This window comes from Streptomyces sp. NPDC002671, assembly GCF_053592475.1.
Genome location: NZ_JBSFVU010000079.1, coordinates 1 through 14,356 on the forward strand (window position 1 = coordinate 1; position 14,356 = coordinate 14,356).

A 14,356-nucleotide genomic window follows, 5' to 3' on the forward strand; every position below is an offset into this window, starting at 1 on the left:
CGCTGCGCCCGCGCCCGCGTTGTTGACGAGCGCGTCCAGCCGGTCGAGGCCGGCCAGGCATGCCTCGACCGAGGCCGGGTCGGTCACGTCCAGGGTTCGGACGTCGACGGTGACTCCGGCTGCCTCGGCCGCCGCCAGCAGCGGGCCCGCCTTGGCGGTGTCGCGCATGGTGGCGATCACGTGCCAGCCGCTTCGTGCGGCGGCGACGGCGGTGGCCAGGCCGATGCCGGAGGAGGTGCCGGTGATCAGGACGGTCTTGGTGCTCATCCTCGGTAACCCAACTTATTTATGGATCATAATTAATATTGATAATAACTATGTTCCGAGATGCTTCACCTGTCAAGCACGTCGGTAGGCTGAGCCTCATGTCCACCGCAACGGATGAGCTCACCAGAGTGATCGTCGGCCTCTTCGCGGCCATCAACCGCCGCTACACCCAGGAGTCCGAGGCCGCCGCGGCAACCCACGACCTGACCCCGCTCCAGGCCAAGGCGCTACTCGCCGCCGAAGACCCGGCCCCGACGCGCCGCATCGCCGACCGGTTGCACGCGGAGCCATCCAACGTGACCGTGATCATCGACCGGCTGGAGTCCCGCGGCCTGGTCGAGCGCAGCCCGGACCCGGGCGACCGCCGCGTCAAGCACGTCGCCACCACCACGGCCGGCCACACCGTCGCCGCCGACCTCCGCGCCCGCATGCCCTTCGCCGCCGAACCCCTGGCCCGCCTCACCACGCAGCAGCGCGAGAGCTTGCGCGAGCTGCTGCAACTGGTTCTGGAGGCATGACGGCAGACTGCGCCCGCAGCGATCAGCCCGCCCCCATCCGCATACCTCACACACCACGGGATACAGCCACCACTCCAGGCCCATCAGGGACTTCAGGAAAGATCACCCTGACCAGCCGAAGACAGAGGCTTCGGGTCACATGGCCGACAACTCGCTCGGAGTCGGTGGACGCTGCCAGAAGCCCCCGCCGAGAAGGACACGGCCGCCCGGCGTCACCAGGCGGCGGAGGACGTGCAGTGCGGCGGCGGTGTGCTCCGGTGGCCGGGCGTTGCTGAGAGCGTGGCTGGCGCTGAAGCACAGGACGATGTCGGCGGGGCCTCGGACGGTGTCGAGAGCGGACTCCTGGACGAAGCGGACGCGCTCGGCCAGGCGCTGCTGGACGAGCCCGAGGCCCATCTACATCCGCCGCTGCTTGCCTCCTGCATCCGGGCCCTGTCGGATCTACTCACCGACCGCAACGGCGTAGCCCTGATCGGCACCCACTCGCCAGTGGTTCTGCAGGAGGTGCCGCGCTCCTGCGTCTGGAAGGTCAGCCGCATCGACCGCCGCGCATCGGAGCGGCTCGCTATCGAAACCTACGGCGAGAACGTCGGAATCCTCACCCGCGAGGCCTTCAACCTTGAGGCCGGGAATCCGGTTTCGAGCAATGTTCATGACCTGTGGATCGGCCTCGGGTTGGACGCGAAGGGCGTACCTTCCCGAGTGATCGACTTCTGGTCATCGAGTGGGCCGACGTTGCACCATCGGCCGGGAAGGTACGCCCGCGCTGAGCGTAGTGAATGCCGATGGACCGACCGAGACCGGCTCCCTGATCGACGACGTCGTCCGCGAGGGCGCGAGGCGGATGCTGGCCGCCGCCCTGGAGGCTGAAGTCAACGCCTATATAGCCGAGTTGGTCGATCAGCGTGACGAGCACGGACGCCGTCTGGTGGTCTGCAACGGCTACTACCAGGCGAGGGAGGTCACGACCGCGGCCGGGGAGGTCGAGGTGAAGTCCCCGCGGGTGAACGACAAGCGCGTCGATGAGGCTACCGGCGAGCGTAAGCGGTTCTCCTCGGCGATCCTGCCGACGTGGTGCCGCAAGTCCCCGAAGATCAGCGAGGTGCTGCCGCTGCTCTACCTGCACGGCCTGTCCTCCGGCGACTTCGTGCCCGCACTGGAGCAGTTCCTGGGCAGCTCCGCCGGGCTCTCGCCGGCGACCGCGACGCGGCTGACAGCCCAGTGGCAGGCCGATCACCAGGCGTTCGGCGAGCGCGATTTGTCGGGCAGCGACTACGTCTACAGACGGCACCAAAGAACTGGTCGCCATGGCCGACGGCTACCGAGAATCCGCCGACTCCTGGGCCGACTTGTTGCGCGACTGCGCACGCCGGGGCATGCGTGCTCCCGTCCTCGCGGTCGGCGACGGCGCTGTCCAAGTCCGCACAGCCCGGCACGAAGAAGGCCCTGCAGAAGATCTACAACGCCGAGGACCGCGACCAGGCGCTCAAGGCCGTCACGGCGTTCGAGAAGATCTACGGAGCGAAGCTCCCCAAGGCTGTAAAGAAGATTACCGACGACGTGAACGAACTGCTGGCGTTCTACGACCTCCCCGCCGAGCACTGGATTCACCTGCGCACCAAGGTCACCCGAGGTGCCGGCAGCGCAGCCGCCGCCCTTGCCATGGTCTTCAAGCTCGTCGAATCCGCCCAGGCCTGCTGGCGGGCAGTCAACGCACCCCACCTCGTTGCACTCGTCCGCGCCGGGGCCCGCTTCGAACGCGGCAAGCTCGTTGAACGGCCGCAGACGACCGCGGCATGAATAGGGTGGCGGGCCTGCCTCAAATTTCGAGATCATCCGATCATGTCGGATGACACGCCAGGACAGAACCTCCCGGCCGGTTTCGGGTTCCGGCCGTATCGCGGCGACGAAGACCACGGCCCCATGGCCGCGGTGCGGCTGGGGTGTGCCGTACGGGACCGGGTCGACGCCCGTTCGGTTGTGGAAGGGCTCCCGACAGCGGCCGAGATCGCCGAAGCCACTGCCAAGCTGGAGGAGCCGTCCAAGAACCAGATCCTGGTGGTGTGCGACGGGAGCGTCGTCGGCTACGCGACGATCCGGTGGTGGCAAGAGCGGGACGATACGTGGCTCTACCTGCACCGCGGCTACCTCTTGCCCGAGCATCGCCACCAGGGCATCGGCTCAGCCATGCTGAGCTGGGCCGAAGAGCGGATCCGCCAGCTCGTCGAACAACATGGAACGGTGCGGACGGCAGTGATTGGCGCGAACGCCGTGGCCTCCGAGCAGGACGCCACGGCACTTCTGCTCGCAGCTGGCTACCGACGTGTCTTCAGCCTGGTCGAGCTGGAGCTGGGCGATCTGCAGCAGTTGCCCGAGCCGGGCAGCGAACTGCCGGCCGGGATACGGACGGGGCCGATCGGGACCAGCCACTACCGTGCAGCCTGGAGGACGGTCGTCGATTCGTATGCGAACACCGGTTTCACTCAGAAATGGCCCTTCCAGGACTTCGTCGACACCGCCGACCCGGCATGCTGGAGGGCTGCCTGGAACGGGCACGACATGCTCGGCGTGGCCCTCTGCTCCATCCGCCGTCAGGACCGCACCGTGGGCGAGGTCGAAGAGCTGAGTGTCCGAACGGACCAGCGACGCCTCGGAATTGGCCGGGCCCTGTTGTTGGACGGGCTGCGAAGCCTTCGCGAGCAGGGTGCAACGACCTCCAGGCTGTACACGGGCACGGCAAATCCGCACCGGTCCTACGATCTTTACGAGAGCGTGGGTTTCCGACGGCGGAACGAGTACGTCCGATACCGCAAGCCGCTCGCTTGACCGACCCGTCATCGGGCTGTCCAGTCCATCCACAGGATTTGACAATGCCTCGGGTCGGACCGGCCGCGGGCGAAGTGGTGGGCGGGGGTGTAAGGAGTCGCGTGCAGCGGGTAGTACACGCGGCCGTCGGTCCACATCGTGGTCACCGTGACGATGCCGATGTCCGTCTTTCCCAACCGGCCCAGCCACTGCCTCCCCACGTGCGCGGTCGCCGTGTCGTTGACCTGCTCGACCTCCCAGGGAGACTCGGGCAAGAAGAACTGCAGCCGCTGCACCCCCGGCATCCCCGCACCCGCCACCGGCTCCGCCCCTGCCAGACAGGTGATCGTCTGCACCAGGCTGAAGAAGAGGTCGTCGAACCGGGCCGCGCACTCCTCCGGCCCCGGCGCAGGCGGACACGGACGGCGAGCGGTCATCTTCAGCCCCAAGCAAGGCAGTTGACTCCTTCCACTTCACGCCTGGAACTCGGTGAGATCGATGGCGTGAACGCGCAGCGGGTAGCCGTACACCGGGTGTGTGGTCTCCCGCTCGGGCACCATGCCGAGCTTGCGGATGACGTTCTCGGAGGCGTTGTCACCCACTCGGTTGATGCTGACGACGCGGTCCAGGCCGCGGTCCTGGAGAGCGAACTCCAGTGTGGCGTGGGCGGCTTCGGACGCGTATCCCTGGCCCCAGAACTGTGAGCCGATCCGCCAGCTGATCGCCACGGCGGGCATCACCTCCGGCAGGAACTCGGGCACGGACAGACCCGTGAAGCCGATCAGTTCGCCCGAGGCCAGCAGCTCGACGGCGAAGAGTCCGAAGCCCTCCTCGTCCCACTCCTCCTCCCACCGCTCGATGTCCTCGGCCGTTTGCTCCAGGTCGCGCACCGAGCCGTCGTCGATCCAGTGCATGACCCGTGGGTCCGCGTTGATGTCCGCCATCGGCGTGAGGTCGTCGTCGTGCCAGCTACGGAGGAGGAGGCGGGGTGTGCGGATCTCGGTCATGCGCCCATCCTGCCGAAGACAAGGGCCTCATCGGTAATCCGGCGCTCGCCCGCGCCGCCGCTGCGGAACCACAAGGCGTCAAGCCGCCTGCACCGCACACCGTGACGGGTGACTGTCTTTCCTGCGGTGGCCGAGGTCGGTCACGTTCCTCCGAGGGGGGTGATGGCTCCATCACGACCTCGGGCCGGACCAGGACGACATCGACAGTTTCCTGCGTTCCCCAGCCTGTGGAAAACGTCCACCCCTCCCACGGGTGCGCACCCGCCGGCGGGGCTGGCCGGCCGGCCAGGGCACGGCCAGCGGCCCCGGACAGGGCGGTGCTGCGGCCGACGTACTGCAGACGGCCTGCGGTGTCGTAACGGCCCAGCAGCACCGTCCGCGGCGCAGCGAGGGATCCGGTGACCGCGCCGATCACCGGCTCGGTGGTGAAACGCAACCTGTACTTCCGCCACGACCGCACACCCCCGCGGTAGGGCTCGTCCAGCCGCTTGAAGCACAGCCCCTCCACGCCGACCGCCGCCCAGCCCAGCCGCTGCTGCGCCGTGGCCGGGTCGGTGGTCGACGGGCACAAGGTGAACGGCGCCGTCGGCCGTGGTCGGCGAACAGTTCCTCCAGCGCCCCGCGTCGCCGCTCGTGCGGCTCGTCAGGTCGGCGCCCACGTGAAGCAGGTCGAAGGCCACGAAGTGCGCCGGCCATTGGCGCGCCGCCTCTACCGCAGCCGTCCCGCGCCGGGGGAGGCGGTGCTGAAGGCGTTCGAACGCCAGCCGGTCCCGCTCCCACACCACCAGCCGTCCAGGCCGGTGTCCGCCGGCAGTTGCCCGAGGGCCGCCGCCCGGATCTCGGGGAACGAGGCCGTCATGTCCGTTCCCCGGCGGGAGGGCAGTAGTACCCGTCAGTACCCGTCCGTCCGCGTGCACGGCGAGCCGGCCGCGGTAGCCGTCATTGTCCAGATTGAGCTATGTCTCATGAGGTATCTGCGCCCAGCTTCCGCCGGGGTTTCTCTGGGCTACGTATCCTGTCGCGCCAAGGACCAGGCGTGTGGACCCGGTTGTGGGCGAAGCTCCCACTCGGGGAGTCGCGTCGGGGTGCCTGGGCTGTTCTGCCGCGAGGGTCGGTTCCTGGGGCGGGCGGAAAAAGTCGAGACGCACCGCTGTCAGAAGCCGGCTGGAGAGACGTGGCGGGCCAACTCCGTGGCCAGCCGTCGCATGACCGTGCGGTTGGCACGCCGCATCGTGGCCCGGACCACAGGTGCCAGCAGGCGGTCGGCGAGAGGGGCGCGTACCCAGTCGTACATGAACGAGACGCGGGTCCCACCGGTTCGCAGCGGTTCGATGGTGTAGGTGCCGTGGGCCAGCCGCCCACCAGCCGCACTGACGTTGCGTTCGACAATGCGCCGCGGTGCTTCGGTTTCGACGACCTCGATCGTGACGCTGGTCTTTGCGCCGGCCAGCGCGGCGGTGACCGTGGCGCACGATCCGACGCCGCGACTGGGGCCGCTGTAGCGCCAGTCGGTCAAGTAGTGGTCGGTGAATCGCTCGTGGTGAGCCATGACATCGAGGAAGTCGTAGACCTGCTCGGGCGTCTGCGGTACGTCGATCGACACGGTGACAGACTGCACGTACCACACGGTACATGCTCCATGTACCAATTGGTACACTCGCGACGTGGTGGATGCGGATGACGTGCGACCAGAGGCCGCGCACGGTACGGACGGGGACCGGCGCGCCCGACTGGTGGACGCCGCCGTCGACCACGTCACAGCACACGGCATCGCTGACCTGAGCCTGCGCCGCCTGGGCGCTGCGATCGGCGTCAGTCACCGCATGCTGATCCATTACTTCGGCTCCAAGGAACAGTTGCTTGTCGAGATCGTCAGGACGTCGGAGCGGCGCCAGCGCGATCTGCTGTCCCGGCTCCGGCTGGAGCCCGGACTCTCACCCGCCGATGTCGCGCGGCGACTGTGGCAGCAGTTGACGGACCCCGGGCTGGCCGGTCAGGAGCGGCTCTTCTTCGAGATCTGCGGGCACGCACTACGGGGCCGCCCCGAGGCCGTCCCGGTCCTCGAAGGGCTCGTGACGGACTGGCTGGAGCCGCTAGCGGGCGCCGAGATGGCCGCAGGGACGGATCCTGCCACGGCCCGCAGCCGCGCCAGGCTGGGGCTTGCCACCGTCCGCGGTCTGTTGCTCGACCTGCTCGCCACCGGTGACCGCGCCGGCGTCGACGCGGCGATGGAGGAGTTCCTCCGGCTGTACTACGGCTCGGAGTGACGGAGTTGCCGATCAGGCCGGGCAGTTGGCCCAGACGACGCATCACCTTCGAACAACGGCTGCCGAGGTGGATCTACGACGCTCCGCAGGCTTCCTGGGACACATTTGAGCGTCTGGAGGACCGTCCCACTTCGTGGCAGCCCAGCTGGCGCGAGTCCGCCAAGAAATGCACATCGGCCCGCCGCAGGCCAGCGTCTCGCCGATCCGCAGGCCGGTGGCCCGCATCAGCACCATCAGGAAGCGGTAACGGGCATTCCGGGCCATCCGGATCATCAACTCGACTTGCTCCGGTGTGAAGTACTCGACTCCCGAGTCGGTCGTGGCGAACTTCAAGGTCCGCTCGGTGACGACCCTGGCGCCACCGCCCTCGCCTGCGGCCCCATCGGGCAAGAGCCGGAGGAACTTCGGCTTGGCCAAGGACATGGCGACCTGCTCGGAGACCCAGCGCGGCCCGACACCGAACAGCAGGAACTGCGTCATCGCCCCCAGAACCGCATTGGCACTTCCGTCCTGCCGGAAGCGGATCACCGACCGGTTCCGGCGGCTCCGCGGCGGCAGAGGGACGCTCACCAGCCAATCCCGGAACCTCAGCAGGTTCTCGAAGCCCGAGTCGGAGACGCGGCCCCTGTAGATGCTATACGCGGTCTTTTGGTAAGTGAGGATGGTTTGCGCCCGGTTCCTGGTGGCTGATCCTGACTGTCAGTTGCGCCGCTCAAGGCCGTCGATGGCGGTCACGCACTCCTCCTCTCCCGCCCTTGGACGCAAGGCGGGGTCCTGTGGCAGCCCTGACCAGGGGGATACGGCTTCTGGGGCTGTGTGAGGCACGAATGAGGCGGGGACGAGATGCAGCCACGTCCGAATTGCTTGCGGGCGCCGCATAGTTGACTGAATCTGTGAGATTCCTATGCAAACCGTGGCATTGGGCATAGCTCGCATGTTCTAGCTCTGATGGGGTGATCTTCCTCGTTAGCGAGATGGGAGAACACCCACGACGCATAAGAGACGCTCTGCGCTCCAGCAAACCCATCGACCTGCCGCTGGGCGCCAAGTACTAAACTGCCCTGGCCAAGCAGCGATCGTTCGTCTCCGCTCAAAGGCTGCAGACCAGCGAGACACCGCAGGCCCCGCAACCGTCCAGCGAGGCCGAGGAGCAGAAGATCGCTCAGGAGAGCGGCCAGAAGTACGTTGCCGATGCAGGCGGCGACGCCGCGAAAGAGCGGATCCTCGCCGCCGCGGCCCTCACTTAGAGGTGGCGCAGATAGGCGTGGTGGGGCTACCCCGGAAGTAAGACAGGCACAGGTCTTGGTGATCATCGAGTTGCGACGCTCTGTGATCACCGGGGACCTGCGCCTGTGCTGCCGGAGGGGTCGGCCTACGCGGCGACCCATCCGGTGGGCTGCCAGCGCCCACACATCACCGACTTGATCAGCGGTCGGCCCGCGTCGGCTGCTGCCGTCCACATGGAGGGGAGTTGCGCGTCGACGTCGCCTGCCTGGCGAAGACCCGCTTGGTAGGCCGGTTCCCAGGCTGCGAGGTCGCCCATGTCCGAGCCGAAAGCGCGCACCGAGGCCGGATCGGGGCCGATGATGACCACGGTGCCTGCCCCCACGGCCGCCAGCTGCTGGGTGAGTGGCTCCCGGGGAAACAGGTGGGCCATCGGCTCGACCACGACCAGCGTGCGTGCTCCAACGGCGAGATCGGCGTTGGGGCCCGCACGCAGCGCACCGTCCATGTACCGCCGGCCGTCGATGGCAACGGGCGGCGCGGCCCCGGGGAAGGCGCTACTCGCTGCCACCGCGTGCACCAGCGGCACGCCGCTGTCGCGGTCCCACACCACGGGCTCACCGGTGGTTGCGTCCACGGCGGTGATCAGCAGGCGCCGCTCCGGCCACGCGTCCGCACCGATCAAGGCGGCGCGCCCCGAGATCAGCGCCTCCTCGGCCTGGAGGTCGGTGCTGTCGAGCGCGAGCCGACCGACGCGACGCCTGGCCTCGCCGGGTTCCAGGCTGCGGTCGCCGAGTACGGCGAACACCTCGCCCATCCGCCTGGGGTCCACCTTGAGCCGGTGAGCTGGCTGGCGGGCCGACGTCGCGAGCCGCCCCGGGTCCTGGCCGGTGGCAAGTAGCGCTGCGACGATCGCGCCGGCCGACGTCCCGACGATCAGGTCGACTTCGCCCAGTTCCACGCCATCGCGGCGCAATCCGTAGGCCAGCCCTGCCATCCAGGCGGTGCCGACGTGACTCCCAGGACCCAGGACGAGGCGGCCCCGCCGATCGCGTCCTCGACGCCGTACACCTGGTGGTCGACGGGATGCGGCACATGTGCCGCGCCATGCTGCGGGAAACAGAGATCCGCGAGGACCTGACCTGCGGTGTGCCCACGGCGCTGGAGGTGATCCGCGGCAAGACGGCCGCGCTGATCAGCGCCGCCTGCCAGGCAGGAGCACTCCTCGGTGGAGCAACGCCGCAGCAGGCCGCATCCCTTGGCCGGTACGGGGAACTGCTCGGCATGGCGTTCCAGATCCGCGACGACCTGCTGCCGTACACCGCGCAGGAACAGCAGACCGGCAAGCCCGCGCTGAGCGACGTCGCCAACCGGCACCCGACCCTGCCGGTGCTGCTCGCCTACGAGACGGCAGACGAGGCCGGCCGCCACCGGCTGACGGGAGCCTTCCGAGACGACGTCGACCCCGCAACCGCGCATCGAGAGGTCCTCGACATCATCACCCGCACCGGCGCCGTGGCACTGGCGGCTCAGCGGGCGCAGGAGTACCTCGACACCGCGCGGGCGACGCTCACCGGAATCCCGCATCCCGGCCGGCTCGCGGAGCTCGCCTCGTCCGTCAACCACCAGGGAGCCGCATGTCCTTGCACGTGAAGGACCTGCGGCACGCCTACGGCAAACGGCAGGTGCTGCGCGGCGTCACGTTCGGCGTGCCCGAAGGCGTGCTGGCCGGTGTCGTCGGCGAGAACGGCGCAGGCAAGACCACCTTGCTGCGCATCCTGTCCGGGGAACTGACACCGACTGGCGGCACGGCCACGCACACGGGCAGGCTGGGCTACTGCCCGCAACAGGCCGTACTGAACGACGCGTTCACCGTGGACCAGCATCTGCGGTACTTCCAGGTCGCCTACAAGCTTCCCGACCTGCGCCTGGCCGAGCAACTTCTCGACACGCTGAACTTCGCCCAGTACCGGGACGAACGCGTCAGCACGCTCAGCGGCGGCACCCAGCAGAAGCTCAACCTCACCATCGCGCTGATGCACGACCCTGGCCTGCTACTGCTGGACGAGCCCTACCAGGGCTTCGACTGGGACACCTACCTCCGTTTCTGGGACCTGGCACAGGAGCTGCGTCGCCGGGGCCGTTCGGTGCTGGTGATCTCCCATCTCGCCCACGACGCGGACCGCCTGGACGCACTGCACCGACTCGAATCCGGGGTGCTCCAACCGGGCACCCACACACCCCGAGGCCACTAGATGTACTTCGTGACAGCGACCCGCATGGCGCTGATCGAACACGCCCGCAACCGTCTCGCCCTGTGGCTCGTCGCCCTGTACCTGCCCACCTGGCTCACCGTCAGCTTCCTGATCATCCCCGCGCAACGAGTCCCATACGTGCTCCGCGCCTCGGGCGAAACGCTGTGGGCGCACGGCAACCAGCTCAGCCAGATCTCCGGCGCACTCAACGCGGTCACCCAGATCGTGGGCTTCATGATGTTCTCCGTCACCTTCAGGACCAGCGCATTCGACCGCAGACTCGCCCTCGCCGGATACCCCCGGACCTACCTGGTGACCGCCAAGATCTGCGTGCTCATCACGATCTCCGCGGTCATCTCCGGCTACGCCACCACCGCCATGACCCTCTTCTGGCACCAGCAACGGCCGCCCGTACTGGCCTTGAGCATCTTCCTCGCAGCAGTGACCTACGGCGCGCTCGGTGTACTCCTCGCCACTTTGGTCCGCGGCGAACTCGAAGGCATGTTCCTCATCCTCATGATCAGCATCACAGACGTCGGACTCCAGAACCCCATCGCGAACCACGCGGCGAACAACCACTTCGTGTCCGCACTGCCCATCTACGGAGCGATGCAGGCGGCAACAGCCGGCGGCTTCTCCTCCACCACCCCGACCACCCATCTCACACTCCAACTCACCTGGTTCACCTCCCTCACCGGCCTGGGGCTGATCGTCTTCCACTACAACACCCGCGACCGAAGCATCCGCCTCAACGACGAGTCCGACAGGTCGGCCGAGCATCCTCTTCCGGCAACCTGACGCACGTTCCACTGGGCGGCTGAAGGACAAGTGGGCACCTCAGGCCGGAGTGTCCATTCCACGGCGGATCTGACGACAAGCGGAGAAACCGCAGGTCACCGTGCCTGGCCTTACGGAAGGCCAGGACGGGCTACAGGTCAAACTCGGCAAGGACTGGACGGACAGCCCGGAGTCGGCCGCCGTTGTGATCCGCTTTCATCTCGCCACACGCCCGGGCCTGCCCGTCGGAGCTGTGGCCGACGCTGGGGGAGGAGGCCGCCAAGATGCAGGCCGACGGGCGTGTCGAGATGATGGCCGTGTGGTCGCACCTGGCGTGCGCCGGCGAACCCGGTCACCCGTCGATCGACATGCAGGCGCAGCGGTTCCGCCAGGCCCACGAGCAGGCCGTGGCGGCGGGGCTGACGCCGATCCGGCATCTCACGAACTCCGCTGCCGTGCTCACCCGCCCTGACCTGCCTGGCTCAGCGCCCCTAACTGAGGACCAGGAGCATGCTCCTCGGGCTCTGCCAGCTCACCCCGAGCGGCTCCAGCTGTGCGATCTGGTCGGGGTTGAGTGTGGCGCGCCTGGCGCGCGCGTTGTTGACCCATGCCCCGAGCGCGTGCTGCTCGACGGTCCCGTCGGGCCGCTGGACGGGGGCGAATCACAGAGCCGAAAAATGTCAGTGAGAACAGCCACCGGTGCGGCAGGGGTGGGTTCTTTGTCGCCACGCCGGACAGCGCTCGCGGGAGGAGCCCATCACATCGGGAGGGAGAACAGACGCACTGGCACTGAAGGCCAGCACACGTTGGCGCGCAGGGGCGTCACCATGGTCCGCAGCGGCATGGTCACCAGGCGGTTTTCGGGTTGTTCGACAAGTACCTCTGTGTCGAGCGGGTGCCATCCGAGGCGCTGGTACAGCGGCACGAGAGGAGGTCGGCAGAACAGGAGCGCGTGCTGAGGACCCATCGTGCGAGCGTGGTCAAGTGCCGCTGTGACCACGAGCCGAGCCAACCCCTGGCCTTGCATGTCGGGTGCGACAGCCACTCCACCGACGCCCACCACCTCTGTCTCGACGTCGCCGATCGCAACAGGCAGTCGTAGCAGGCCGGCGTGTGCCACAAGCCGGTCGCCGTGTCTGATACCAAAGTGTTCCTTTTTGGGCAGCCAGGTCAAACCGGCCGCGGCAACACCGAAGGGATCATCACCGTCGCCGAGGATCTCTTCCTGCTCCGTCTTCGTGTACCGAGAGAGCCGCACCACAGCCGGTGCTGCAGAGGATTGGTTGTCAGACATCCCCACATGATGATCTCTCCTCCGAGGACAGGCCAAGTGTTTGATCAGCCGCCGGAGTCTTGTGCTGCGGCCCGAGCTTGCCGGCCGCACGCGTCGTCCCTGCCGTCCACGGCCGCGTGAAGGTGAGCGACGTACTGGGCACCAGGCTGTTCGACCTGGAACGCGCCCAACAGGCCCCGGGCTGGGTGCGGGAGCTCAACGGCGACCACGTCCCCGAGAGGAGGAGTAGGCGCTGCGAGTGGAAGGGGCGTTCGCGCCGCCAGACGAAGGTGCTCACGCCGTGCTCGTCGCACTCCTGCGGCAGCAGCGCGCACGCGGGATGCACCCGGGCGGCGGCAGCTGCCACGTCGAAGCCCGCCAACAGAGTTGCTCCCAGGGCGCCGTCGCCCTCCACGCGCACCTTTCGTGCGCCGGGTGTGAGCTGGGCGAGCAGCGCGTGGTCGGTGTCATCGGCGGCCTCGCCGCCCGCCCCGCACGCATCCTCCTCGGCAGGTGCGATCACCGTGGGGTACTCCAGCTGCCGGGCGAAGGTGTCGGAGACGGTGCGCTGGTCGGTCGGGGCCGCGGCGAGGCCCACCTCGGCCAGGTCGTCGCCGTTGGACAGGCACGGCAGTACGAGTGCGGGGTCGACCACGGTGGCGACCCCGGTCAGCGCCAGTGGAGCACCGGCGGCGGCGATGACTCCGGCCATGGCCTGGGGTTCGACGGAGTCCCACAGCTTAACGAGGGCCAGCCGGTAGCCGCCGTCGTCCGCGAGCCGCAGCAGTTCGGGGACCAGGTCCTCGCGTAGCGCGCAGCAGGCGCAGTTGTTCACCAGGGGGGCATCGCCGTCGCCCAGCAGGCCGTCGGCGTCGCGCACGGTCCGGTGCACCGAGCCGTCGACGGCGGACGTCAGGTCGTGGTGCAGCGCGACCGAGCCGGGGACCGTACGCAGGATCTCCTCCACGGCGGCCCGGCGGGCGTCGGCGTACAACCCGTCGACGATCGCCACCGGCAGCCGCGTCTGACCCCTGATCACTGCTTGCACCGTCCGCGTGCGTACCGCCGCTCGAAGCGCTCGAACCGCCCCGCGGTGTCCAGGACCCGCTGGGTGCCGGTGTAGAAGGGGTGGCTTGCCGAGGAGATCTCGACGTCGATGACCGGGTAGGTGTTGCCGTCCTCCCACTCGACACGGGCCATGGACGGACCATGCAAGAGATTGGTTTTCATTTTCATCAAGCGCTAATGTGCTGCTGCATCCACCCCCAAGGAGGAACAGCCATGTCCGCCCACTGCCAACTCACCGGCCGACAGCCCGGCTTCGGCCATCGCATCTCCCGCTCCCACCGGCGCAGCAAGCGCCGCTTCGACCCGAACGTCCAGAGCAAGCGCTACTGGCTGCCGAGTGAAGGCCGCCACGTCCGGCTCACTCTCTCCGCCAAGGGCATCAAGACGGCCGACACGATCGGCATCGAGGCCGCGGTGGCGCGCATCCGCGCCCGGGGAGGGAAGGTCTGATGGCGAAGAAGAGCAAGATCGCGAAGAATGAACGGCGGCGGCTCGTCGTGGCCCGCTACGCCGCGGGCCGCGCCGCGCTGAAGGCGATCATCTCGTCGCCCTGGGCATCCGACGACGAGCGCGCCGCCGCCCAGAAGGAACTTCGCCGGCAGCCCCGCGACGCCAGCGCCACCCGCCTGCGCAACCGCGACTCCGTGGACGGGCGCCCCCGCGGCCACCTGCGCGCCTTCGGCCTGTCCCGCATCCGCGTACGAGAGATGGCCCACGCGGGCGAGCTCCCCGGGGTGACCAAGAGCAGTTGGTGACCCGCCCGCCGAGGGCCCCACAACGGGAACGGGTGGCGGCGTGTCCCGCACGCGAACGGCTTCCGCGTGCGGGACTGGGTGCTCAACTCGTGCCGGTCAGCCGGTCAGCCGGTGAGCCGGTCAGCCGGTCGGCAGGGCGG

General features: G+C 68.3%; 17 protein-coding genes and 6 pseudogenes. 11 read left to right on the forward strand and 12 right to left on the reverse strand.

Annotated elements, in window-relative coordinates:
• On the reverse strand, positions 1–267 hold a 267-nt coding region (locus tag ACWD35_RS42720; RefSeq protein ID WP_451356740.1), incomplete at its 3' end, for an SDR family NAD(P)-dependent oxidoreductase.
• Between the two features lie 98 nt (positions 268–365).
• Here ACWD35_RS42720 and ACWD35_RS42725 point away from each other — a divergent pair.
• Positions 366–785, forward strand: a complete 420-nt coding sequence (locus tag ACWD35_RS42725) for a MarR family winged helix-turn-helix transcriptional regulator (RefSeq protein ID WP_451356741.1) — start codon at positions 366–368, stop codon at positions 783–785.
• Between the two features lie 138 nt (positions 786–923).
• Here the strand turns inward: ACWD35_RS42725 and ACWD35_RS42730 are convergent.
• Positions 924–1,154 (reverse strand): annotated as a pseudogene (locus tag ACWD35_RS42730) (SAM-dependent methyltransferase); the annotation flags it as partial.
• Here ACWD35_RS42730 and ACWD35_RS42735 point away from each other — a divergent pair.
• The 3 genes and pseudogenes from ACWD35_RS42735 (at position 1,065) to ACWD35_RS42745 (ending at position 3,611) form a co-directional block, all read left to right on the forward strand.
• Positions 1,065–1,655: a hypothetical protein gene (locus tag ACWD35_RS42735; RefSeq protein WP_451356742.1), complete on the forward strand. Its 591-nt coding sequence runs from the start codon at positions 1,065–1,067 to the stop codon at positions 1,653–1,655. The pseudogene ACWD35_RS42730 and the gene ACWD35_RS42735 sit on opposite strands and share 90 nt — an antisense overlap.
• Positions 1,552–2,585 (forward strand): annotated as a pseudogene (locus tag ACWD35_RS42740) (transposase). The gene ACWD35_RS42735 and the pseudogene ACWD35_RS42740 overlap by 104 nt, the downstream one beginning before the upstream one ends.
• 42 nt (positions 2,586–2,627) lie before the next feature.
• Positions 2,628–3,611 carry a GNAT family N-acetyltransferase gene (locus tag ACWD35_RS42745; RefSeq protein ID WP_451356743.1) on the forward strand — a complete coding sequence of 328 codons (984 nt, stop codon included), beginning with the start codon at positions 2,628–2,630 and terminating at the stop codon, positions 3,609–3,611.
• Between the two features lie 50 nt (positions 3,612–3,661).
• Here ACWD35_RS42745 and ACWD35_RS42750 read toward each other — a convergent pair.
• The 4 genes and pseudogenes from ACWD35_RS42750 to ACWD35_RS42765 form a co-directional block, all read right to left on the reverse strand.
• A pseudogene (locus ACWD35_RS42750) lies at positions 3,662–4,027 on the reverse strand (IS701 family transposase); the annotation flags it as partial.
• A gap of 36 nt (positions 4,028–4,063) precedes the next feature.
• Positions 4,064–4,597, reverse strand: coding sequence for a GNAT family N-acetyltransferase (locus ACWD35_RS42755; RefSeq protein WP_451356744.1), 534 nt, complete (start codon positions 4,595–4,597; stop codon positions 4,064–4,066).
• A gap of 709 nt (positions 4,598–5,306) precedes the next feature.
• Positions 5,307–5,456 (reverse strand): hypothetical protein, encoded by a 150-nt coding sequence (locus ACWD35_RS42760; protein WP_451356745.1) that lies wholly within the window; start codon positions 5,454–5,456, stop codon positions 5,307–5,309.
• A gap of 294 nt (positions 5,457–5,750) precedes the next feature.
• Positions 5,751–6,215 (reverse strand): SRPBCC family protein, encoded by a 465-nt coding sequence (locus ACWD35_RS42765; protein ID WP_451356746.1) that lies wholly within the window; start codon positions 6,213–6,215, stop codon positions 5,751–5,753.
• Positions 6,216–6,261: 46 nt separating this feature from the next.
• Here ACWD35_RS42765 and ACWD35_RS42770 point away from each other — a divergent pair, with 46 nt between their 5' ends.
• The gene (locus ACWD35_RS42770) at positions 6,262–6,864 is read left to right on the forward strand and encodes a TetR/AcrR family transcriptional regulator (RefSeq protein WP_451356747.1); all 603 of its coding nucleotides are present in this window, start codon (positions 6,262–6,264) and stop codon (positions 6,862–6,864) included.
• Between the two features lie 42 nt (positions 6,865–6,906).
• On the opposite strand, the gene ACWD35_RS42775 is transcribed toward ACWD35_RS42770, so the two are convergent.
• Together ACWD35_RS42775 and ACWD35_RS42780 are read right to left on the reverse strand one after the other, a co-directional pair.
• Entirely contained in the window at positions 6,907–7,392 is a 486-nt protein-coding gene (locus ACWD35_RS42775; RefSeq protein WP_451356748.1) for a hypothetical protein, read from the reverse strand.
• An 844-nt stretch (positions 7,393–8,236) separates the two neighbouring features.
• Entirely contained in the window at positions 8,237–9,085 is an 849-nt protein-coding gene (locus ACWD35_RS42780) for a patatin-like phospholipase family protein (protein WP_451356749.1), read from the reverse strand.
• Between ACWD35_RS42780 and ACWD35_RS42785 the strand changes: the two genes are divergently transcribed.
• The 4 genes and pseudogenes from ACWD35_RS42785 to ACWD35_RS42800 all read left to right on the forward strand — a co-directional run.
• Positions 9,079–9,741, forward strand: a complete 663-nt coding sequence (locus tag ACWD35_RS42785; RefSeq protein ID WP_451356756.1) for a polyprenyl synthetase family protein — start codon at positions 9,079–9,081, stop codon at positions 9,739–9,741. The two genes, ACWD35_RS42780 and ACWD35_RS42785, sit on opposite strands and share 7 nt — an antisense overlap.
• Positions 9,726–10,343, forward strand: a complete 618-nt coding sequence (locus ACWD35_RS42790) for an ABC transporter ATP-binding protein (RefSeq protein ID WP_451356750.1) — start codon at positions 9,726–9,728, stop codon at positions 10,341–10,343. Before ACWD35_RS42785 ends, ACWD35_RS42790 begins: the two co-directional genes overlap by 16 nt.
• Positions 10,344–11,141 carry an ABC transporter permease gene (locus ACWD35_RS42795; protein WP_451356751.1) on the forward strand — a complete coding sequence of 266 codons (798 nt, stop codon included), beginning with the start codon at positions 10,344–10,346 and terminating at the stop codon, positions 11,139–11,141.
• A gap of 242 nt (positions 11,142–11,383) precedes the next feature.
• Positions 11,384–11,578: pseudogene (locus tag ACWD35_RS42800) on the forward strand (alanine racemase); the annotation flags it as partial.
• A gap of 33 nt (positions 11,579–11,611) precedes the next feature.
• Here ACWD35_RS42800 and ACWD35_RS42805 read toward each other — a convergent pair.
• From ACWD35_RS42805 to rpmE, 4 genes and pseudogenes are all read right to left on the reverse strand, one after another.
• A pseudogene (locus ACWD35_RS42805) lies at positions 11,612–11,752 on the reverse strand (helicase associated domain-containing protein); the annotation flags it as partial.
• 125 nt (positions 11,753–11,877) lie between these two features.
• On the reverse strand, positions 11,878–12,414 hold the full coding sequence (locus ACWD35_RS42810) for a GNAT family N-acetyltransferase (protein WP_451356752.1): 537 nt from the start codon (positions 12,412–12,414) through the stop codon (positions 11,878–11,880).
• A complete protein-coding gene (locus tag ACWD35_RS42815) occupies positions 12,407–13,432 on the reverse strand; it encodes a cobalamin biosynthesis protein CobW (protein ID WP_451356753.1) in 1,026 nt (341 codons plus the stop codon). The genes ACWD35_RS42810 and ACWD35_RS42815 overlap by 8 nt, the downstream gene beginning before the upstream one ends.
• A pseudogene (gene rpmE / locus ACWD35_RS42820) lies at positions 13,429–13,584 on the reverse strand (50S ribosomal protein L31); the annotation flags it as partial. The gene ACWD35_RS42815 and the pseudogene rpmE, both read right to left, overlap by 4 nt.
• Before the next feature lie 90 nt (positions 13,585–13,674).
• Here rpmE and rpmB point away from each other — a divergent pair.
• Together rpmB and rpsN are read left to right on the forward strand one after the other, a co-directional pair.
• Positions 13,675–13,911: a 50S ribosomal protein L28 gene (gene rpmB, locus ACWD35_RS42825; RefSeq protein ID WP_451356754.1), complete on the forward strand. Its 237-nt coding sequence runs from the start codon at positions 13,675–13,677 to the stop codon at positions 13,909–13,911.
• A complete protein-coding gene (rpsN, locus tag ACWD35_RS42830; RefSeq protein WP_451356755.1) occupies positions 13,911–14,216 on the forward strand; it encodes a 30S ribosomal protein S14 in 306 nt (101 codons plus the stop codon). The genes rpmB and rpsN overlap by 1 nt, the downstream gene beginning before the upstream one ends.
• Positions 14,217–14,356: the final 140 nt, after the last annotated feature.

Excerpts from the sequence above, each read along its gene's own strand:
- ACWD35_RS42725 (WP_451356741.1), top strand. The coding sequence starts at position 366 with ATGTCCACCGCAACGGATGAGCTCACCAGAGTGATCGTCGGCCTCTTC.
- ACWD35_RS42745 (WP_451356743.1), top strand. The coding sequence starts at position 2,628 with ATGTCGGATGACACGCCAGGACAGAACCTCCCGGCCGGTTTCGGGTTC.
- ACWD35_RS42755 (WP_451356744.1), bottom strand. The coding sequence starts at position 4,597 with ATGACCGAGATCCGCACACCCCGCCTCCTCCTCCGTAGCTGGCACGAC.
- ACWD35_RS42760 (WP_451356745.1), bottom strand. The coding sequence starts at position 5,456 with ATGACGGCCTCGTTCCCCGAGATCCGGGCGGCGGCCCTCGGGCAACTG.
- ACWD35_RS42780 (WP_451356749.1), bottom strand. The coding sequence starts at position 9,085 with ATGGCAGGGCTGGCCTACGGATTGCGCCGCGATGGCGTGGAACTGGGC.
- ACWD35_RS42790 (WP_451356750.1), top strand. The coding sequence starts at position 9,726 with ATGTCCTTGCACGTGAAGGACCTGCGGCACGCCTACGGCAAACGGCAG.
- ACWD35_RS42795 (WP_451356751.1), top strand. The coding sequence starts at position 10,344 with ATGTACTTCGTGACAGCGACCCGCATGGCGCTGATCGAACACGCCCGC.
- ACWD35_RS42810 (WP_451356752.1), bottom strand. The coding sequence starts at position 12,414 with ATGTCTGACAACCAATCCTCTGCAGCACCGGCTGTGGTGCGGCTCTCT.
- rpmB (WP_451356754.1), top strand. The coding sequence starts at position 13,675 with ATGTCCGCCCACTGCCAACTCACCGGCCGACAGCCCGGCTTCGGCCAT.
- rpsN (WP_451356755.1), top strand. The coding sequence starts at position 13,911 with ATGGCGAAGAAGAGCAAGATCGCGAAGAATGAACGGCGGCGGCTCGTC.